This window comes from Streptomyces carminius (assembly GCF_002794255.1).
GTDB lineage: Bacteria > Actinomycetota > Actinomycetes > Streptomycetales > Streptomycetaceae > Streptomyces > Streptomyces carminius.
The window spans coordinates 222,329-242,881 of record NZ_PGGW01000071.1 but is presented as its reverse complement, the minus strand read 5'-3'; the positions used below and the strand labels follow the sequence as shown (position 1 = coordinate 242,881).

Annotated in this window: 13 protein-coding genes; 9 read left to right on the top strand and 4 right to left on the bottom strand. The window is 70.9% G+C overall.

The features are described from left to right. Window positions 1–196 precede the first annotated feature (196 nt). Window positions 197–1,726, bottom strand: a complete 1,530-nt coding sequence (locus CUT44_RS32190) for a helix-turn-helix domain-containing protein (RefSeq protein ID WP_100205530.1) — start codon at window positions 1,724–1,726, stop codon at window positions 197–199. Between the two features lie 401 nt (window positions 1,727–2,127). Between CUT44_RS32190 and CUT44_RS32185 the strand changes: the two genes are divergently transcribed. From CUT44_RS32185 to dxs, 9 genes are all read left to right on the top strand, one after another. Next, a complete protein-coding gene (locus tag CUT44_RS32185; protein WP_100205529.1) occupies window positions 2,128–4,965 on the top strand; it encodes an aconitate hydratase in 2,838 nt (945 codons plus the stop codon). 367 nt (window positions 4,966–5,332) lie between these two features. Next, entirely contained in the window at window positions 5,333–6,757 is a 1,425-nt protein-coding gene (gene ngcE / locus CUT44_RS32180) for an N-acetylglucosamine/diacetylchitobiose ABC transporter substrate-binding protein (protein WP_100205528.1), read from the top strand. Between the two features lie 55 nt (window positions 6,758–6,812). Next, window positions 6,813–7,859 (top strand): carbohydrate ABC transporter permease, encoded by a 1,047-nt coding sequence (locus CUT44_RS32175; protein ID WP_100205527.1) that lies wholly within the window; start codon window positions 6,813–6,815, stop codon window positions 7,857–7,859. Window positions 7,860–7,972: 113 nt separating this feature from the next. Beyond that, window positions 7,973–8,878: a carbohydrate ABC transporter permease gene (locus tag CUT44_RS32170; RefSeq protein ID WP_408646838.1), complete on the top strand. Its 906-nt coding sequence runs from the start codon at window positions 7,973–7,975 to the stop codon at window positions 8,876–8,878. Between the two features lie 317 nt (window positions 8,879–9,195). Then, window positions 9,196–10,419: an ROK family transcriptional regulator gene (locus tag CUT44_RS32165; protein WP_100205525.1), complete on the top strand. Its 1,224-nt coding sequence runs from the start codon at window positions 9,196–9,198 to the stop codon at window positions 10,417–10,419. 347 nt (window positions 10,420–10,766) lie between these two features. After that, window positions 10,767–11,873, top strand: coding sequence for an ABC transporter substrate-binding protein (locus tag CUT44_RS32160; RefSeq protein ID WP_100205524.1), 1,107 nt, complete (start codon window positions 10,767–10,769; stop codon window positions 11,871–11,873). A gap of 101 nt (window positions 11,874–11,974) precedes the next feature. Further along, window positions 11,975–12,763, top strand: a complete 789-nt coding sequence (locus tag CUT44_RS32155; RefSeq protein WP_100205523.1) for an ATP-binding cassette domain-containing protein — start codon at window positions 11,975–11,977, stop codon at window positions 12,761–12,763. After that, window positions 12,760–14,094: a sugar ABC transporter permease gene (locus CUT44_RS32150; protein ID WP_233221821.1), complete on the top strand. Its 1,335-nt coding sequence runs from the start codon at window positions 12,760–12,762 to the stop codon at window positions 14,092–14,094. Before CUT44_RS32155 ends, CUT44_RS32150 begins: the two co-directional genes overlap by 4 nt. Window positions 14,095–14,337: 243 nt before the next feature. Further along, the gene (gene dxs, locus CUT44_RS32145) at window positions 14,338–16,275 is read left to right on the top strand and encodes a 1-deoxy-D-xylulose-5-phosphate synthase (protein ID WP_100205522.1); all 1,938 of its coding nucleotides are present in this window, start codon (window positions 14,338–14,340) and stop codon (window positions 16,273–16,275) included. Window positions 16,276–16,709: 434 nt separating this feature from the next. On the opposite strand, the gene CUT44_RS32140 is transcribed toward dxs, so the two are convergent. From CUT44_RS32140 to CUT44_RS32130, 3 genes are all read right to left on the bottom strand, one after another. Continuing rightward, window positions 16,710–17,072 carry a PIN domain-containing protein gene (locus tag CUT44_RS32140; protein WP_100205521.1) on the bottom strand — a complete coding sequence of 121 codons (363 nt, stop codon included), beginning with the start codon at window positions 17,070–17,072 and terminating at the stop codon, window positions 16,710–16,712. Window positions 17,073–17,197: 125 nt separating this feature from the next. Further along, window positions 17,198–19,330 carry a 3-hydroxyacyl-CoA dehydrogenase NAD-binding domain-containing protein gene (locus CUT44_RS32135; protein WP_100205520.1) on the bottom strand — a complete coding sequence of 711 codons (2,133 nt, stop codon included), beginning with the start codon at window positions 19,328–19,330 and terminating at the stop codon, window positions 17,198–17,200. Then, window positions 19,327–20,547 carry a thiolase family protein gene (locus CUT44_RS32130; protein ID WP_100205519.1) on the bottom strand — a complete coding sequence of 407 codons (1,221 nt, stop codon included), beginning with the start codon at window positions 20,545–20,547 and terminating at the stop codon, window positions 19,327–19,329. The genes CUT44_RS32135 and CUT44_RS32130 overlap by 4 nt, the downstream gene beginning before the upstream one ends. Window positions 20,548–20,553: the final 6 nt, after the last annotated feature.

Sequence of the window (20,553 nt, the reverse complement as noted above, 5' to 3'; positions counted from 1 at the left end):
CTTCCGACACCCGTGAGGCGGGGAGGACGGCCGTGCTCTTCGGCTGGTGGACCTGCCCGCCGATCGAGGGGCGCTCGTTGCGGCCCGCGGGAGCCGACCGCGGGCGCGAAGTCCCGGAGAAGTCCCACAGCTGCCGCCGTAGCCCTTCCCGACCCGTTGCGTCGCAGGTCGGACAGGGTGCGGCGGCATCCGGTGATCAGATGTCGCGGAACGTCTCGATCTGCGCGCCCACCGAGTTCAGCCGCTCGGCCAGCTCCTCGTAGCCGCGGTTGATCACGTAGACGTTGCGCAGCACCGAGGTGCCCTCGGCCGCCATCATCGCCAGCAGCACCACCACCGCCGGGCGCAGCGCGGGCGGGCACATCATCTCGGCGGCGCGCCAGCGGGTGGGGCCCTCGACCAGGACGCGGTGCGGGTCCAGCAGTTGCAGGCGCCCGCCGAGCCGGTTGAGGTCGGTCAGGTAGATCGCCCGGTTGTCGTACACCCAGTCGTGGATGAGGGTCTTGCCCTGGGCGGTGGCGGCGATGGCCGCGAAGAAGGGCACGTTGTCGATGTTGATGCCGGGGAACGGCATCGGGTGGATCTTGTCGATCGGCGCCTCCAGTTTGGAGGGCCGCACGGTGAGGTCCACCAGCCGGGTGCGCCCGTTGTCGGCGTGGTACTCGGCGCCGCGGTCGTGGTCCAGGCCCATCTCCTCCAGGACGGCCAGCTCGATCTCCAGGAACTCGATCGGCACCCGGCGGATCGTCAGCTCCGACTCGGTGACCACGGCGGCGGCCAGCAGGCTCATCGCCTCGACCGGGTCCTCGGAGGGGGAGTAGTCCACGTCCCGGTCGATGTGCGGCACGCCGTGCACGGTCAGGGTCGTGGTGCCCACGCCCTCGATCCGCACGCCCAGCTCCTCCAGGAAGAAGCACAGGTCCTGGACCATGTAGTTGGGGGAGGCGTTGCGGATGACGGTGACCCCGTCGTGGCGGGCGGCGGCCAGCAGGGCGTTCTCGGTGACGGTGTCCCCGCGCTCGGTCAGCACGATCGGGCGGGTGGGGCGCACCGAGGGGTCCACCACCGAGTGGTACGTGCCCTCGGTGGCGGTGACCTCCAGGCCGAAGTGCCGCAGCGCGCTCATGTGGGGCTGCACGGTGCGGGTGCCCAGGTCGCAGCCGCCGGCGTAGGGGATGCGGAAGCGGTCCATCCGGTGCAGCAGCGGGCCGAGGAACATGATGATGCTGCGGGTGCGGCGGGCGGCCTCGGCGTCGATGGCGTCCAGGTCCAGCTCGGCCGGGGGCACGATCTCCAGGTCGGCGCCGTCGTTGATCCAGCGGGTCCGCACGCCGATGGAGCCCAGCACCTCCAGGATGCGGTAGACCTCCTCGATCCGGGCGACCCTGCGCAGCAGGGTGCGCCCGCTGTTCAGCAGGGCGGCGCACAGCAGCGCGACACCGGCGTTCTTACTGGTCTTGACGTCGATGGCGCCCGACAGCCGACGGCCTCCGACGACCCGCAGGTGCATCGGGCCCGAGTAGCCCAGCGAGACGATCTCACTGTCGAGGGCCTCGCCGATACGGGCGATCATCTCAAGGCTGATGTTCTGGTTGCCGCGCTCGATGCGGTTGATCGCGCTCTGGCTGGTGGCCAGTGCCTCCGCCAGCTGCGTCTGGGTCCAGCCGCGATGCTGCCGGGCGTCACGGATGAGCTTGCCGATGCGCACGAGGTAGTCGTCGGTCATGGGGTCGATGTTATCTCAGATATGAGATGTCAACTCCTGGGAGGAATGGTGCGTTCGGGTCTTTCTCATATTTTCCGCACGACTTCCTCGCATCTCCCTCCGTGTTTCCACTCCCGGGCGGGTCAAGGGGGCCGACCGGGTGGAAGTGCCGGGCCGGGCCCGGCCGGTTGAGGCGGGGTGCGCGGGTACCCGGAAGGCAGGCCGGGGCATGACCGCCGGGCGGTCATGTACTAGAGTTATCTCGACATCGAGATATCTGCCGAGAGACGCACCGCCGCCGCGTCCGCCGACAGAACCGGTGGGATGAGCCGAACTTAGGCGAACCTTACCGGAGAGGTCGGGGTCCGGGGCGGCAGGATCGCGGTGGTACGCGCGAACTCATGCAATTGAAGGAGACTGTCGTGTCGGCGAACAGCTTCGACGCCCGCAGCACGCTGCAGGTGGGCGACGAGTCGTACGAGATCTTCCGGCTGGACAAGGTGGAGGGCTCCGCCCGGCTGCCGTACAGCCTGAAGGTGCTGCTGGAGAACCTCCTGCGGACCGAGGACGGCGCGAACATCACCGCCGATCACATCCGCGCCCTGAGCGGCTGGGATCCCGGGGCCCGGCCCAGCCAGGAGATCCAGTTCACGCCGGCCCGCGTGATCATGCAGGACTTCACCGGCGTGCCCTGCGCGGTCGACCTCGCCACCATGCGCGAGGCCGTCAAGGAGCTGGGCGGCGACCCGGCGCGCATCAACCCGCTGGCCCCCGCCGAACTGGTCATCGACCACTCGGTGATCGCCGACGTCTTCGGCGCCCCGGACGCCTTCAAGCGCAACGTGGAGCTGGAGTACGACCGCAACAGGGAGCGCTACCAGTTCCTGCGCTGGGGCCAGACCGCCTTCGACGAGTTCAAGGTCGTACCGCCGGGCACCGGCATCGTCCACCAGGTCAACATCGAGCACCTGGCCCGCGTGGTCATGGTCCGCGACGGCCGGGCCTACCCCGACACCCTGGTGGGCACCGACTCGCACACCACCATGGTCAACGGCCTGGGCGTGCTCGGCTGGGGCGTCGGCGGCATCGAGGCCGAGGCCGCGATGCTCGGACAGCCCGTCTCCATGCTCATCCCGCGGGTGGTCGGCTTCAAGCTGACCGGCGAGCTGCCCACCGGCACCACCGCCACCGACCTGGTGCTGACCATCACCGAGATGCTGCGCGAGCACGGCGTCGTCGGCAAGTTCGTCGAGTTCTACGGCGAGGGCGTCTCCGCGGTGCCGCTGGCCAACCGCGCCACCATCGGCAACATGTCGCCGGAGTTCGGCTCCACCGCCGCGATCTTCCCCATCGACGGCGAGACCATCACCTACCTGAAGCTCACCGGGCGCACCGAGCAGCAGCTCGCCCTGGTCGAGGCGTACGCCAAGGAGCAGGGCCTGTGGCTGGACCCGGCCGCCGAGCCGGCGTTCTCCGAGCACCTGGAGCTGGACCTGTCCACGGTGGTCCCCTCCATCGCCGGTCCCAAGCGTCCGCAGGACCGCATCGCGCTGTCCGAGGCCAAGCGGCAGTTCCGCGCCGACCTGCCGAACTACGTCGCCGCCGGTGTCACCGGCGGTGAGGACCGCAGGGCGGGCGTGCCGCAGCAGGAGCAGCCGCACGGCGTGACCTCCCCGGTGGACGAGGCGAGCGCCGAGTCGTTCCCGGCCAGCGACCCGCCCGCCTACGGCAACGGGGAGAACGGCGGCGGCGCCCCGCAGCACTCCGCCGCCTCCACCGCCGACGGCCGCCCGAGCAACCCCGCGCGGGTGACCGCGCCCGACGGCACCGAGTACGAGCTCGACCACGGGGCGGTGGCCATCGCCGCCATCACCTCCTGCACCAACACCTCCAACCCGTACGTCATGGTCGGCGCCGCGCTGCTGGCCAAGAAGGCCGTCGAGCGGGGCCTGACCCGCCGGCCGTGGGTGAAGACCACCCTGGCCCCCGGCTCCAAGGTCGTCATGGACTACTACGACCGGGCCGGCCTGACCCCGTACCTGGACAAGCTGGGCTTCAACCTGGTCGGCTACGGCTGCACCACCTGCATCGGCAACTCCGGCCCGCTGCCGGAGGAGGTCTCCCGGGCGGTCAACGACAACGACCTCGCGGTGACCGCGGTGCTGTCCGGCAACCGCAACTTCGAGGGCCGGATCAACCCCGACGTCAAGATGAACTACCTGGCGTCCCCGCCGCTGGTCGTCGCCTACGCCATCGCCGGCTCGATGGACATCGACATCACCAGCGAGCCGCTGGCCACCGACTCCGAGGGCGAGCCGGTGTACCTGCGGGACATCTGGCCGTCCGAGCAGGAGGTCGAGGAGGTCGTCGCCTCCACCATCGGCCAGGAGATGTTCAACACCAGCTACGCGGACGTCTTCGCGGGCGACGCCCAGTGGCAGGCGCTGCCGGTCCCCACCGGCGACACCTTCGAGTGGGACCCGGAGTCCACCTACGTCCGCAAGCCCCCGTACTTCGAGGGCATGGGCACCGAGCCGGAGCCGGTCCAGGACATCTCCGGCGCCCGGGTGCTGGCCAAGCTGGGCGACTCGGTCACCACCGACCACATCTCCCCGGCCGGCGCCATCAAGGCCGACACCCCGGCGGGGAAGTACCTCACCGAGCACGGTGTCCAGCGCCGCGACTTCAACTCCTACGGCTCGCGCCGCGGCAACCACGAGGTCATGATCCGCGGCACCTTCGCCAACATCCGGCTGCGCAACCAGATCGCGCCCGGCACCGAGGGCGGCTACACCCGCGACTTCACCGTCGAGGGCGGGCCGGTCTCCTTCATCTACGACGCCTCCCAGAACTACCAGGCCGCCGGCATCCCGCTGGTCGTCCTGGCGGGCAAGGAGTACGGCTCGGGCTCCTCGCGCGACTGGGCCGCCAAGGGCACCGCGCTGCTGGGCGTGCGGGCCGTCATCGCCGAGAGCTACGAGCGCATCCACCGTTCGAACCTGATCGGCATGGGCGTGCTGCCGCTGCAGTTCCCGGAGGGCCAGACGGCCCAGTCGCTGGGCCTGACGGGTGAGGAGGCCTTCTCCATCAGCGGTATCACCGCGCTCAACGAGGGCGGCGTACCGCGGACGGTGAAGGTGACCACCGACACCGGCGTGGAGTTCGACGCCGTGGTCCGCATCGACACGCCCGGTGAGGCGGACTACTACCGCAACGGCGGAATCATGCAGTACGTCCTGCGTTCGCTGCTGCGCAAGTGACCGGACGGGCCGCCCGCGCCGCCTGAGGCGCCGTTCGGCCAATGGTGACGGAGCCGTACCTCCCTTGGTGGGAGGTACGGCTCCGCCGCGTTTCCCGGAGGTCTCAACTCGGGAAAGTCTGACGGCCGACCACGCATCGATCTTGCCCATCGGAAGGGAAGTGGACTATACCTGTCGGCGTCCGAGCGGTCGTACGAGATGACCGCTGGCCCGGGAGAGAGCGGTCATCGGCACGGCCCCGCACGGCCCCCGTACGGTTCTGCGCAGCCCCGGCACACATCCCGACCACCCAGCTTCATCAACTCACCGGCGGTGCCCGGAGACCCCGGCACACCACCCGAGTCCCGGAGAAGGCGAGGACCTGAGCATGGGATCCACCGATGTCAACCGTCGTGATCTGATCAAGCGGGCCACCGCGGCGGGCCTGGTCGCCGTCCCCGCCATGGGTGTGCTGTCCTCCTGCGCCACCGGCGGCGACGGCGACAACGGCGACAAGGGGGTCACCGGGGGGAAGAAGACCGACGACAACCCCCTGGGCGTCAACAAGGACGCGGGCCTGGACTTCGTCATCTTCGACGGCGGCTTCGGCACCCAGTACGGCAAGGACGCCGCGAAGATCTACGAGCAGGACTACGGCAAGGTCAAGCTCACCGCCACCCAGAAGATCCGCTCGCTCCTCCAGCCCCGGATGGTCGGCGGCAACCCGCCGGACCTCATCGACAACTCCGGCGCCGAGCAGATGGACAACCCCACCCTGGCGGCCAAGGACCAGCTCACCGAGCTGAGCCCGCTGCTGGACGCCCCCTCGGTCGACGACCCGGACACCAAGGTCCGCGACACCCTCTTCCCGGGCACCATCGAGATGGGCCAGTACGGTGACGAGAAGGTCTGGTGCCTGAACTACGCCTTCACCGTCTACGGCCAGTGGTACTCCAAGAAGCTGCTCGCGGACAACGACTGGGAGTACCCGAAGACCTGGGACGAGATGCTCGCCCTGTGCGCCAAGGCGAAGAAGAAGGGCATCGCGGGCTGGACGTACGCCGGCCAGCACCCGTACTACATCCCCTTCACCCTCTACCCGTTCATCGGGAAGATCGGCGGCCCCGAGGCGCTGAAGAACATCGACAACCTGGAGCCCAACGCCTGGAAGCAGGACGCCGTCAAGAGCGCCTTCGAGGCCTACCACGAGCTGGCCGCCAAGGGCTACGTCCTCAAGGGCACCCCGGGCCTGGACCACATCCAGTCCCAGACCCAGTGGACCAAGGGCAAGTGCCTGTTCATCCCCAACGGCTCCTGGGTGGAGAACGAGGCCGCCGACACCACGCCGAAGGACTTCGGGATGGCCGTCGGCCCGGTCACCGGTCTGGACGCCTCCGACAAGCTGCCCTTCGGCACCCTGTGGGCACAGGCGGGCGAGCCGTTCATCGTGCCCAGGGACGCGAAGAACGCGGCCGGCGGCATGGAGTTCCTGCGGATCATGCTGAGCAGGCAGTCCGCGCAGAACTTCTCCAAGCTGGTGAAGTCGCTGAGCTGTGTCGCCGGGGCCACCGACGGCCTGGACATGTCCTCCGGCCTCGCCTCGGCCAGCAAGGCGCTGGAGGACGCCGGGGACAACGTGCTCAACCCCCGGCTCTTCGACTGGTACCCGACGCTCCACAAGCAGCAGATCGGCTCGGTGCTCGCCGAGCTGATGGCCGGCCGGACGAAGCCGGCCGACGCCATGAACAAGTGTCAGGAGTACGCCGACCGGACGGCGAAGGACGACTCCGTCAAGAAGTACAAGCACGCCTGAACGGCCGGGGGACGCCGGGGAACAGCCGACGACACGCAGACGGGACGAGGGCGGCATGGCCAGTGACAGCCGTACGGCGGCCGGGGCCGGCGGGGCGCCGGCACCACCGGCGGGGACCGGCGCGAAACGGGGCACCGGGAGGACCGGGAAGCGGGGAGGACCGCGGAACTCCCCGCACTACCGGACCTATCTGAAGTACCGTTTCGTCGCGGGCTTCCTCGCGGTGCCGCTGGTGCTCTACGGCATCCTGGTCGTGTCGCCCTTCTTCCAGACGTTCTGGTACTCGCTGACCGACTGGACGGGGCTGAGCAGCGACTTCGCCTTCGTCGGCCTGGACAACTTCGAGCGGCTGCTGGACGACGAGATCTTCCGCAAGGCGCTGTGGCACAACGTCCTGCTGCTGCTGGTCCTCCCGGTCCTCACCCTGGGCCTGGGCGTGTTCTTCGCCTTCATGCTCAACGTCGGGGGCCGGCACCGGCGGGGCGAGGCGGTCGCCGGAGTCCGCGGCTCGCACTTCTACAAGATCGTCTACTTCTTCCCGCAGGCCCTGTCCATCGCGATCGTCGTGGTGCTGTGGAAGTACATCTTCAACCCGGCCGGCGGCCTGCTCAACGGCGTGCTGACGATCCTCGGCCTGGAGGAGTGGCACCAGAGCTGGCTGGGTGATCCGCGACTGGCCTTCTGGTGCGTCGTGACCGTGATGGTGTGGGCGAACGTCGGCTTCTACGTGGTGCTGTTCTCCGCCGCGATGGGGTCGATCCCCCGGGAGATCTACGAGGCCGCGCTGCTGGACGGCGCGGGCCGGGTCGCCACGTTCTTCCGCGTCACCCTGCCGCTGATGCGCGACACCGTGCAGACCGGCTGGGTGTACATGGGCATCATGGCGCTCGACGCCTTCGCCGTGGTGCACATCCTGACGGTGAACCAGGGCGGTCCCGCCTACTCGACCATCGTCACGCCGGTCTACCTCTACAACAAGGCGTTCCAGGACGGGCAGGCCGGTTACGCGACCGCCGTCGCCGTGGCCCTGCTGATCGTCACCATGGTCTTCGCCGTGGTGGCGATGACGCTCGGGCGGAGCAAGGACCGGATCGAGTTCTGACCAGGACGCGTGGGGAGAGCAACACCATGACCGCAGCAGGACCGTCCCCCTCCATCCGCCCGGGGGACCCCGAGGAGACCGCCGCCGCCCTCACCAGGGGCGCCGGCGAGGACATCGGGAGCACGGACGGCACGGGCACCCCCGCCGGCGCCGGGGCCGGGAAGCAGGAGCGGCCCGGGCCCGGCAGCGAGGGGGGCCGCACCCTCAACGCCTTCTCGCACGCCTTCCTGGTGCTGTGGGCCGTGCTGGCCGCGGGCCCCCTGCTGTGGGCGGTGATGAACTCCTTCAAGTCCTCCGGGGCCATCCTGGAGGATCCCTGGTCGCTGCCGTCGAAGCTGCACTGGGAGAACTGGTCCTTCGCCTGGAACGAGGCCAACATCGGCCAGTACACGGTCAACTCGCTGATCGTGGTGGCCGGTTCGGTGTCCGGCACGATGCTGCTGGGCTCGATGGTGGCGTACGTCCTGGCCCGCTACGACTTCCCCGGCAACCGGCTGGTCTACTTCCTGTTCGTCGGCGGCATGGCCTTCCCGATCATCGTCGCCCTGGTGCCGCTGTTCTTCGTGATGAAGAACTTCGCGCTGCTGGACACCTACCACGGCCTGATCCTGGTCTACATCGCCTACTCGCTGCCGTTCACCGTCTTCTTCATGGCGGCCTTCTTCCGGACGCTGCCCGCCTCCATCGCGGAGGCGGCGGAGATCGACGGCGCCTCGCACAGCCGGATCTTCTTCCAGGTGATGCTGCCGATGGCCAAGCCCGGCCTGATAAGCGTGGGGATCTTCAACTTCCTGGGCCAGTGGAACCAGTACCTGATCCCCCAGGTGGTGCATGTGGGGGATCCCGACAAGTACGTCCTCACCCAGGGCCTGGCCAACCTGGCGGCCCAGACGGGCTACCGGGGCAACTGGGGCGGCCTCTTCGCGGGGCTCACCCTGGCGGTGCTGCCCATCCTGGTCGTCTATGTGGTCTTCCAGCGCCAGGTGCAGGCCGGACTGACGGCCGGCGCCCTGAAGTAGCGCTTCATGCCCGCCGTCTCCGGCATGCCGGGCATGTCCGGCCCGGGTGCTCTCCCGCGTTCGACTTCTTGACGGGCTCCCCGGGGGCGGCCGCCGGGGAGCCCGTCCTGCCGCGGTGAAAGCCCCGCACACACAGCTCGTCACCCTCCGTGATTGTTCGGCGGGTGAACGCCCACCCCGCTCAAGGTCTTGACGGGAGACAGCGCTTCAGGCTGTCCTTGGAGTTCACGTGTTGGAGACAAGCCGCACCCCCGTCGGCGAGGTGCGGCGGACGGGCAGGCGGTCGGGCCGCCCGTCGAGGCGGGAGTGGATGAGTCGTGGAGACTCCGGGGTCGCAGTCCTCACTGCACCGGGCCAATCTGGAACGGGTGGTGCGGGCGGTGCGCATGGCGGGCTCGCTGACGCAGGCGGAGATCGCCAGGACCACCGGACTGTCGGCCGCGACGGTCTCCAACATCGTCCGGGAGCTGAAGGACGGCGGCACCGTCGAGGTCACGCCCACCTCCGCCGGCGGCCGCCGGGCCCGCAGCGTCTCGCTGTCGGGGGACGCCGGGATCGTCGTGGGGGTGGATTTCGGCCACTCCCATCTGCGGGTGGCAGTCGGCAACCTGGCGCACCAGGTGCTCGCCGAGGAATCCGAGCCGATCGACGTGGACGCCTCCGCCCCCCAGGGCTTCGACCGGGCCGAACGGCTCGTCGAGCGGCTGATCGCCGCCACCGGTTTCCGGCGCGAGAAGGTCATCGGGATCGGTCTGGGCGTCCCCGGCCCGATCGACGTGGAGACCGGGGCGCTGGGCTCCACCGCCATCCTGCCGGGCTGGGTCGGCGCCAACCCCCGCGAGGAGATGTCCGCCCGGCTCGGTGTGGCGGTCCACGTCGACAACGACGCCAACCTCGGCGCGCTCGGCGAGCTGGTGTGGGGCGGCGGGCGCGGCGCACGGGACCTGGCGTACATCAAGGTGGCCAGCGGGGTCGGCGCGGGGCTGGTGATCAACGGCCGGATCTACCGGGGCCCGGGCGGCACGGCGGGGGAGATCGGCCACATCACCCTGGACGAGTCCGGCCCGGTGTGCCGCTGCGGCAACCGCGGCTGTCTGGAGACGTTCACCGCCGCCCGCTACGTCCTGCCCCTGCTGTACTCCAGCCACGGCTCCGACCTGACCATGGCCGAGGTGGTCAGGCTCGCCCGCCGCGGTGATCCGGGCTGCCGCCGGGTGGTGGCCGACATCGGGCGCCATGTCGGCAGCGGGGTGGCCAACCTGTGCAACGTGCTGAACCCCAGCCGGATCGTGCTCGGCGGCGATCTGGCGGAGGCCGGCGAGCTGGTGCTCGATCCGATCCGCGACTCCGTCTCCCGGTACGCCATCCCCAGCGCCGCCCGGCGGCTGACGGTGGTGCCGGGCGCCCTGGGCAGCCGTGCCGAGGTGCTCGGCGCGCTGGCACTGGTGCTGAGCGAGATGGGCGACTCCACACTGCTGGACGGTACGCCGGGCACCCTGAGCACCGTGCCCGCGGTCGCGGCGTCCGCCGCCGGGGCCTGAGCGGGCGGGCGCTCCCGTCGGCACACACGCACCGGGGCACGTCCCGCCGGAGCCGGTCCGGACCGGCTCCGGCGGGACGTGCCCCGGTGCGGCCCTTCACGTCGCTCCGCGCGGTCACTGCCGGCCCGGAGTGAGACCGAAATGGCCGAAAAACGATGAACCCGAGAGGACGGGAGAGCGCTCTCCGACAGAAGAGAGCGCTCCCTCGGACACTCTGCGTTCACCTTGTTCACGCATGGCATTGTTGTGGTCTCGTTAAAGATTTACTTCTTGACGGCGGACACTCGTGCGAGTTGACTTCCAGCCACCTCGGCCGCAGTGACGCGGCCTCGTCAGGGAGGTTCTGGATGAACACGCAACTGCGCCGTACCGCTGTGGCGGTGGCCGCCGCCGCCATGGCCGTCTCGCTCGCCGCCTGCGGCAGCGCCAAGGAGGCCAGTGACAACGGCTCGGGCGGCGACGAGAAGAAGAAGGACGGCCCGCTGACCATCGGCCTGCTGATGCCGGACGACCAGACGGCCCGCTACGAGAACTTCGACCGGCCGCTGATCGAGGAGCGGGTCAAGGAACTCTGCGCCGACTGCGAGATCAGCTACGTCAACGCCAAGCAGGACGCCTCGGTCCAGCAGCAGCAGATGAACTCGATGGTCACCAAGAAGGTGGACGTGATCATCCTGGACGCGGTGGACTCCAAGTCCATCGCCAACTCGGTCAAGAAGGCCGACGACGCCGGCATCCCCGTCGTCGCCTACGACCGGCTGGCCGAGGGCCCGATCTCCGCCTACACCTCCTTCGACAACGAGGAGGTCGGCAAGGTGCAGGGCCAGGCGCTGCTGGACGCGCTGGGCGACAAGGCGGACGACGGCCAGATCGTGATGATGAACGGTTCGCCGACCGACCCGAACGCCGCGCTGTTCAAGAAGGGCGCCAAGTCCGTCCTCGACGGCAAGGTGAAGGTGGGCAAGTCCTACGACACCACCAACTGGGAGCCGGGCGAGGCCAACAAGAACATGAACGGCGCCATCGCCTCCGTGGGCAAGGAGAACATCGTCGGCGTCTACTCCGCCAACGACGGCCTGGCGGGCGGCATCATCACCGCGCTCAAGAGCGCCGGCGTCAGCCCGCTGCCCCCGGTCACCGGCCAGGACGCCGAGCTGGCGGGTGTCCAGCGCATCGTCGCGGGCGAGCAGTACATGACGGTCTACAAGCCGTTCAAGCCCGAGGCCTACGCCGCCGCCGAGATGGCCGTCGCCCTCGGCCGCGGTGAGAAGCCCGACACCGACGCCACCGTGGACAGCCCGACCCACAAGGGTATCCCCGCGACGCTGATCCAGCCGATCTCGGTGACCGCGGACAAGGTCAAGGACACCATCGTCAAGGACGGCCTCTACAAGGTCGAGGAGATCTGCACCTCCAAGTACGCCGCGGCGTGCAAGAAGGTCGGCCTGCAGTAAGCGGTACGGCCAGTCCCTTCGATCCCGCCGGTGCCCGCGCCCCCCTCCATCCCACCGGGGGCGCGGGCACCGGGCGGCTGGTTCCCACCCCGTTCTAGGAGTTGGTTCACGTGTCCGCTACGCCCGTGCTGGCGTTGCGCGGAATCTCCAAGCGCTTCGGTGCCGTACAGGCGCTCACCGATGTCGAACTGGAGGTCCACGCCGGCGAGGTGGTCGCCCTGGTGGGCGACAACGGTGCCGGAAAGTCCACCCTCGTGAAGGCCATCGCCGGCGTCGGCCCCGCCGACGAGGGCGTCTTCGAGTGGCAGGGTGTCCCCGTCGAGGTCAACAGGCCGCACGACGCCCAGGACCTGGGCATCGCGACCGTCTACCAGGACCTCGCGCTGTGCGACAACCTCGATGTCGTCGCCAATCTGTTCCTCGGCCGCGAGATCATGCACGGCAGGGTCCTCGACGAGATCGAGATGGAGCGCCGCAGCCGCGAGCTGCTCGACACCCTGTCGATCCGCATACCCAGTGTCCGCATCCCCATCGCCTCGCTCTCCGGCGGCCAGCGGCAGACCGTCGCGATCGCCCGCTCCATGCTGGGCGAGCCCAAGCTCGTCATCCTCGACGAGCCCACCGCGGCCCTCGGCGTCGAGCAGACCGCACAGGTGCTCGACCTGGTCGACCGGCTTCGCGACCGCGGTCTCGCCGTCATCCTCATCAGCCACAACATGGCGGACGTCAAGGCGGTCGCCGACCGGGTGGCGGTACTCCGCCTCGGCCGCAACAACGGTGTCTTCGACGTCGCGACCACATCGCAGGAAGAGATCATCTCCGCCATCACCGGCGCCACGGACAACGCCGTGACCCGCCGCAAGGCGCGTACCGCGGGGAGCCGACCGTGAGTGAGACCAACCTTTCCAAGACCTCCTCCGAGGCGGCGGACGCCGCCCGGGCGGACTCGCCGGCCGACACCACCCCGGCCGGCGGCAACAGCGCGGCCACCAGGGGCGCCACCACCGCCCTCGACCCGCGGCTGCTGGTGCGCGAGCAGGGCCTCGCCGGCTACTGGACCGACTTCAAGCGGAAGATGCGCACCGGCGAACTGGGCTCCGTCCCGGTCGTGGTCGGGCTGATCGTCATCTGGGCCATCTTCCAGTCGATGGACTCGGCCTTCCTGTCCGCGGAGAACCTCTCCAACCTGTCGGTCTACATCGTCGGCACCGGCCTGATCTCCGTCGGCATCGTCTTCGTGCTGCTGCTGGGGGAGATCGACCTGTCGGTCGGCTCGGTCAGCGGTCTGGCCTCCGCCGTCTTCGCCGTACTGGCCGTCAACAACGGGATGAACGAGTGGCTGGCGCTGGTGCTGGCCCTGCTCACCGGCGCGGCGGTCGGCGCGTTCCACGGCTTCTTCTTCGCGAAGATCGGCGTGCCGGCCTTCGTGGTCACCCTCGCCGGCCTGCTGGCCTGGAACGGTCTGATGCTGAAGGTGCTGGGCACCACCGGCACCATCAACCTGGACAGCGAGGGTCTGGTCGCCAACTTCTCCAACCACTACTTCAACGACGTCGCCGTCGCCTACGGCACCGCGGTGGTGGCGGTCGCCGTCTTCTTCGTCGTCCAGTACCTCGGTGCCCGGCGCCGGTCGGCGGCCGGCATCCCCTTCCGGCCGATGACCGAGATCGTGGTCCGCACCGCGGTGCTGGCGGTGCTGGCCTTCGGCGCCGCCTACATGCTCAACCAGTACCGCGGCATGCCGCTGGCGCTGCTGCTCTTCCTGGTGGTGCTGGTGTCGATGGACTTCGTCGTACGGCGCACCTCCTACGGGCGCAAGGTCTTCGCCCTGGGCGGCAACACCGAGGCGGCCCGCCGCGCCGGCATCAACGTCGAGTTCGTCCGCATCACGGTGTTCTCCATCGCGGGCGCCATGGCCGCCTTCGGCGGCCTGCTCATCGCCTCCCGCATCATGGCCGCCAACCAGGGCGCGGGCAGCGGCAACCTGCTGATGGAGGCCATCGCCGCGGCCGTCATCGGCGGCACCAGCCTCTTCGGCGGCCGCGGCTCGGTGTGGTCCGCCCTGCTGGGCATGCTGGTGATCGGGTCGATCGCCAACGGCATGGCGCTGCTGGGCATCGCCGCCTCCGTGCAGTACATGATCACCGGAGCCGTGCTGCTGGCCGCGGTCGTCATCGACTCGGTCTCCCGGCGCACCCAGCGTTCCGCCGGACGGACCTGAGCCGCACCCGGGGCGGACCCTCCGCGGTCCGCTCCGCCGGGCCCGTACCGCCCGGCGTGCTCCATATCCGGTGCCGGGCCCCGCGCGGGGCCCGGCACCGGCCGTTCGGGTCCGGGGGGCCCGGGTAAGCCCGGGGCCGGGTGTGACGGGCATCGCGGTGGCCGGCGCACACCCGGCCGGCCGGAACATTAGACTCGTCGGATCGGCACAGGCCCGTACGGCTCGACCAGCAAGGAGGCACGGGTGGCTCTGCTGACCCGCATCACGGGACCGCGCGATCTGGACCGGCTCGGCCCCGAGCAGCTCGATCAGCTCGCCGGGGAGATCCGGACCTTCCTTGTCGACGCCGTCTCGAAGACCGGCGGTCACCTGGGACCCAACCTGGGGGTGGTGGAGCTGACCATCGCCCTGCACCGCGTCTTCGACTCGCCCAGGGACAAGGTCCTCTTCGACACCGGGCACCAGAGCTACGTCCACAAGCTGCTCACCGGCCGGCAGGACTTCGCGGGACTGCGCGCGAGGGGCGGCCTGTCCGGCTACCCCTCACGGGCCGAGTCCGAGCACGACGTCATCGAGAACAGCCACGCCTCCACCGTGCTGGGCTGGGCCGACGGCCTGGCCAAGGCCAACCAGCTGCTGGGCCGCGAGGACCAGGTGGTCGCGGTCATCGGCGACGGCGCGCTCACCGGCGGCATGGCCTGGGAGGCGCTGAACAACATCGCCGCCGCCAAGGACCGCCCCCTGGTGATCGTCGTCAACGACAACGAGCGCTCCTACGCGCCGACCATCGGCGGCCTGGCCAGCCACCTGGCCACCCTGCGCACCACCGACGGCTACGAGCGCTTCCTGGCCCGCAGCAAGGACCTGCTCAACCGCACCCCGGTCGTGGGGAAACCGCTGTACGAGACCCTGCACGGCGCCAAGAAGGGCATCAAGGACGTCATCGCCCCGCAGGGCATGTTCGAGGACCTGGGCCTGAAGTACGTCGGCCCCATCGACGGCCACGACATAGCGGCCCTGGAGTCCGCCCTGGCACGCGCCAAGCGCTTCGGCGGCCCGGTCATCGTGCACTGCCTGACCGAGAAGGGCCGCGGCTACCAGCCCGCCGTCCAGCACGAGGCCGACCGCTTCCACGCCGTCGGCGTCATCCACCCGGACACCGGCCTGCCGGTGTCCGCCTCCGGCGCCGACTGGACCTCGGTCTTCGGCGACGAGATGGTCCGCCTCGGCCGCGAGCGTCCCGACGTCGTCGCCATCACCGCGGCGATGCTCCAGCCGGTGGGCCTGGGGCGGTTCGCCGAGGAGTTCCCCGACCGGGTGTACGACGTGGGCATCGCCGAGCAGCACGGCGCGGTCTCGGCGGCCGGACTGGCCACCGGCGGGCTGCACCCGGTCTTCGCCGTCTACGCCACCTTCCTCAACCGGGCCTTCGACCAGGTGCTGATGGACGTCGCCCTGCACCGCTGCGGGGTGACCTTCGTCCTGGACCGGGCCGGGATCACCGGAACGGACGGCGCCTCCCACAACGGCATGTGGGACATGTCGATCCTGCAGGTCGTCCCCGGGCTGCGAATCGCCGCGCCGCGCGACGCCGACCAGCTCCGCGCCCAGCTCCGCGAGGCCGTCGGGGTCGACGACGCACCGACCGTCGTCCGCTTCTCCAAGGGCGCGGTGGGCCCCGCGGTCCCGGCGGTCGGCGCGGTCGGCGGCATGGACGTGCTGCGCGAGCCGGGGCTGGAGGAGGGCGAGCGCCCCGACGTGCTGCTGGTCTCCGTCGGCGCGCTGGCCCCGATGTGCCTGGAGATCGCCGACCTGCTCGACAAGCAGGGCATCTCCGCCACCGTGGTGGACCCGCGCTGGGTCAAGCCGGTCGACGAGGCGCTGCCGTCGCTGGCCGACCGGCACCGGGTCGTGGTCACCGTGGAGGACAACGTCCGGGCGGGCGGGGTCGGCTCGGCGATCGCCCAGGCGCTGCGCGACGCGGGCGTGGACGTGCCGCTGCGCGACTTCGGCATCCCGCCGAGGTTCCTGGAGCACGCCTCCCGCAAGGAGGTGCTCGCCGAGATCGGGCTGACCGCGCCCGACATCGCCCGCCAGGTCACCGGGCTGGTGGCCAAGCTCGACGGACGCTACCCCGACGAGCGGGGTGCCGAGCACACCACCGAGCCGGCCGGGGACTGAGTCACCGGGCGCTGATCCACCGGGGGCTCCCGGCACCGCGATGCCGCGCCGCCCCCTCGCTCCGCCGGAGCGGAGGGGGCGGCGGGCTGTACGGGCTCCCGGCGCGATCGCGGTACCCGCCGTGGGCGACGAGCCGTCCGCCCCGGGGTTCGGCGCGCCCCCGCGGCGGTTCCGCTCCGCATGCGGCCCCGGGCCGCCCGCCGGACGGCATCCGCCGGACGGCATGCTCCGGCCCCGGGACACACGGGCCCGGGCCCGCTGCGGCCCGGCCCGGCCCCCGGCCGGGGAACCGGCCGACGTCCGTCCGCGGCGGAGCGGCGGTCGTACGGCCCGGCGGGCACGCCCGCGCCGGGCCGTGTCCTCGCGGCGTGGTGCGAGCGGGCACCGCCACAGCCGCGGCGGTCCGGGTTCCGCTCCCCGGTGCGGCCCGGGGCTCAGCGCACCGAGCGCGGTCCCGTCACCTCGGCGCCCAGTGCCGTCACCCGGGCACGCAGCCCGCGGTCGGCGGTGACCACCACACAGCGCCGCCCCGGCCCCTCGGCCGCCACCACCGCCACGATCGCGTCGTCCCCGCTGCCCGGGGCGGGCACCACCCGTACGCCCGGTACGGAGGCCACCCCGCGCGCCGCGCCCTCCACGACCAGCACGATCTCCTCCCCGTGCTCCCCGTGCTCCGCCCGGGACACGAGGCGGTCCCGCAGCCGCTCGGCCGCGCCGTGCCGGTCCCGCCACCAGCCGTCGGGTACCGATCCGACGACGTTGGCGGCGTCCACGACCAGGAGAGTGCGCTCGGGCATGCGCCCAGGGTGGCACGGGCGTCCCCGTCCCCGTATACGGGGACGGGGACGCCCGTCCGCACGGCGTCGTGCGGACGGGCGTCCCCAGGAGTGAGTGGGACGCGGCCGGTACGGCTCAGCGCGGCTCAGCGCGGAACACTGGCCACCCCCGGCTCCAGGAACCGCCTGCCGGTGACGCGCTCGGAGACGCCCTCGCGGTCCAGGTACGGCGTGATGCCGCCCAGGTGGAAGGGCCAGCCCGCACCGGTGATCAGGCACAGGTCGACGTCCTGGGCCTCGGCGACCACGCCCTCGTCCAGCATCAGCCGGATCTCCTGGGCGATCGCGTCCAGGGCGCGCTCGCGGACCTGCTCCTCGGTCAGCACGGTGTCCCCGGTCTCGAAGAGCGCGGCGACCTCCGGGTCCAGCTCCGGCTTGCCGGAGTCGTGGACGTACAGGCCGCGCTTGCCCGCCTCGACGACCCGGCCCAGGTTCTCCGAGACGGCGAAGCGGTCCGGGAACGCGGTGTGCAGGGTGCCCGCCACGTGGTGGGCGACCGCCGGGCCGACCAGCTCCAGCAGGACGATCGGCGACATGGGCAGGCCGAGGGGGGCCAGCGCCCGGTCGGCGACCTCGACGGGGGTGCCCTCGTCGATGGAGCGCAGCACCTCGCCCAGGAAGCGGGTGAGGACGCGGTTGACGACGAACGCCGGGGCGTCCTTCACCAGCACGGCCGTCTTCTTCAGCGACTTGGCGACCGCGAAGGCCGTCGCCAGCGAGGCGTCGTCGGTCCGCTCGGCGCGGACGATCTCCAGCAGCGGCAGCACGGCCACGGGGTTGAAGAAGTGGAAGCCCACCACCCGCTCGGGGTGCTTCAGCCCGCTCGCCATCTCGGTGACCGACAGCGAGGAGGTGTTGGTGGCCAGGATGGCGTGCTCCGGCACGACCGCCTCCACCTCGGCGAACACCTGCTGCTTGACGCCCATCTCCTCGAAGACGGCCTCGATGACGAAGTCGGCGTCACAGAAGGCCTCGGCCTTGTCCGCGGTGCCGGTCACCAGGGCCTTGAGGCGGTTGGCCTTGTCCTGGTTGACCCGGCCCTTCAGCAGCAGCTTGTCGATCTCCTCGTGGACGTAGCCGACGCCCTTGTCGATCCGCGCCTGGTCGATGTCGGTCAGCACGACCGGCACCTCCAGACGGCGGACGAACAGCAGGGCGAGCTGGGAGGCCATCAGGCCGGCGCCGACGACGCCGACCTTGGTGACCGGGCGGGCCAGCGACTTGTCGGGGGCGCCGGCCGGCCGCTTGGCGCGCTTGTTCACCAGGTTGAAGGCGTACAGGCCGCTGCGCAGCTCGTCGCCCATGATCAGGTCGGCCAGGGCCTCGTCCTCGGCGTCGAAGCCCTGCCCCGGGTCGCCGTTCTTCGCGGCCGCGATGATGTCCAGGGCGCGGTACGCGGCCGGGGCCGCGCCGTGCACCTTGGCGTCGGCGATGCCGCGGCCGCGGGCGACGGCCTGGTCCCAGGCCTCGCCGCGGTCCACGTCCGGCCGGACGACCTCGAGCTCGCCGCGGAGCACCGCGGAGGTCCAGAGCAGGGACTGCTCCAGGAAGTCCGCTCCGTCGAAGACCGCGTCGGCGACGCCCAGCTCGTGGACCTGCTCGCCCTTCAGCTGCCGGTTCTGGTTGAGCGAGTTCTCGATGATCACCGAGACCGCGCGGTCCGCGCCGACCAGGTTCGGCAGCAGGGTGCAGCCGCCCCAGCCGGGCACCAGCCCGAGGAAGACCTCCGGCAGGGAGAAGGCGGGGATGGCCCGGGAGACGGTGCGGTAGGTGCAGTGCAGGCCGACCTCGACGCCGCCGCCCATCGCCGCGCCGTTGTAGTACGCGAAGGTGGGCACGGCCAGGGACGACAGCCGCCGGAAGATGTCGTGGCCGCCCCTGCCGATGGCCAGCGCGTCCTCGCGGCGCCGGATGACCTCGACGCCCTTGAGGTCGGCGCCGACGGCGAAGACGAACGGCTTGCCGGTGATCCCGACGCCGGTGATCTCGCCCTTCGCCGCCTCCGCCTCGACCTGGTCGATCGCCCGGTCCAGGTTGCCCAGCGACTGCGGGCCCAGGGTGGTGGGCTTGGTGTGGTCGAAGCCGTTGTCCAGGGTGATGAGCGCGAAGCGGCCGGCCCCGGCGGGGAGGTCGAGATGGCGGACGTGGGCGCTGGTGACGACCTCGTCGGGGAAGAGCTCGGCGGCGCCCTTCAGCAGTTCGGCGGTGGTGGTACTCACTTGTCGGCCCCCTCGAAGTGCGGGTTCTCCCAGATCACGGTGCCGCCCATGCCGAAGCCGACGCACATGGTGGTCAGGCCGTAGCGGACGTGCGGCTGCTCCTCGAACTGCCGGGCCAGCTGGGTCATCAGCCGGACGCCGGAGGAGGCCAGCGGGTGGCCGTAGGCGATGGCGCCGCCGTACTGGTTGACGCGCGGGTCGTCGTCGGCGATGCCGTAGTGGTCCAGGAAGGCCAGCACCTGGACGGCGAAGGCCTCGTTGATCTCGAACAGGCCGATGTCGCCGATCGACAGCCCGGCCTTGGCCAGCGCCTTCTCGGTGGACGGCACCGGGCCGATGCCCATGACCTCCGGCTCCACGCCCGCGAAGGCGTAGGAGACCAGGCGCATCTTCACCGGCAGGCCCAGCTCCCGCGCCACGTCCTCGGCGGCGATCAGGGAGGCGGTGGCGCCGTCGTTGAGACCGGCGGCGTTGCCCGCGGTGACCCGGCCGTGGGTGCGGAAGGGGGTCTTCAGACCGGCCAGCTGCTCCAGGGTGGTGCCCGGGCGCATCGGCTCGTCGGCGGTGGCCAGGCCCCAGCCCGTCTCCCCGCCCTCCGGGCTGGTGCGGCGCACCGAGATGGGCACCAGGTCGGCCTGGACCTTGCCGTCGGCGTACGCCTTGGCGGCCTTCTCCTGGCTGCGCACCGCGTACTCGTCGGCGCGCCGCCTGGTCAGGTGCGGGAAGCGGTCGTGGAGGTTCTCCGCCGTCATGCCCATGAACAGGGCGGACTGGTCTACCAGCTTCTCGGAGACGAAGCGCGGGTTGGGGTCCACACCTTCGCCCATCGGGTGACGGCCCATGTGCTCGACCCCGCCCGCGACGACGACGTCGTACGCGCCGAAGACGATCGACCCGGAGGTGGTCGTCACGGCGGTCATGGCGCCGGCGCACATGCGGTCGATGGAGTACCCGGGCACCGTGGTGGGCAGGCCGGCCAGGATGCCGGCGGTGCGGCCGAGGGTGAGGCCCTGGTCGCCGATCTGGGTCGTCGCGGCGACGGCGACCTCGTCGATGCGCTCCGGGGGCAGGCCCGGGTTGCGGCGCAGCAGCTCACGGATGCACTTGACGACCAGGTCGTCGGCGCGGGTCTCGTGGTAGATGCCCTTGGGGCCCGCCTTGCCGAACGGGGTGCGGACGCCGTCGACGAAGACGACGTCCCTAGCGGTACGAGGCACGTTGGC

Coding starts and splice junctions, on each gene's coding strand:
- CUT44_RS32190 (WP_100205530.1), bottom strand. CDS start 1,726: ATGACCGACGACTACCTCGTGCGCATCGGCAAGCTCATCCGTGACGCC.
- CUT44_RS32175 (WP_100205527.1), top strand. CDS start 6,813: ATGGCCAGTGACAGCCGTACGGCGGCCGGGGCCGGCGGGGCGCCGGCA.
- CUT44_RS32160 (WP_100205524.1), top strand. CDS start 10,767: ATGAACACGCAACTGCGCCGTACCGCTGTGGCGGTGGCCGCCGCCGCC.
- ngcE (WP_100205528.1), top strand. CDS start 5,333: ATGGGATCCACCGATGTCAACCGTCGTGATCTGATCAAGCGGGCCACC.
- CUT44_RS32140 (WP_100205521.1), bottom strand. CDS start 17,072: ATGCCCGAGCGCACTCTCCTGGTCGTGGACGCCGCCAACGTCGTCGGA.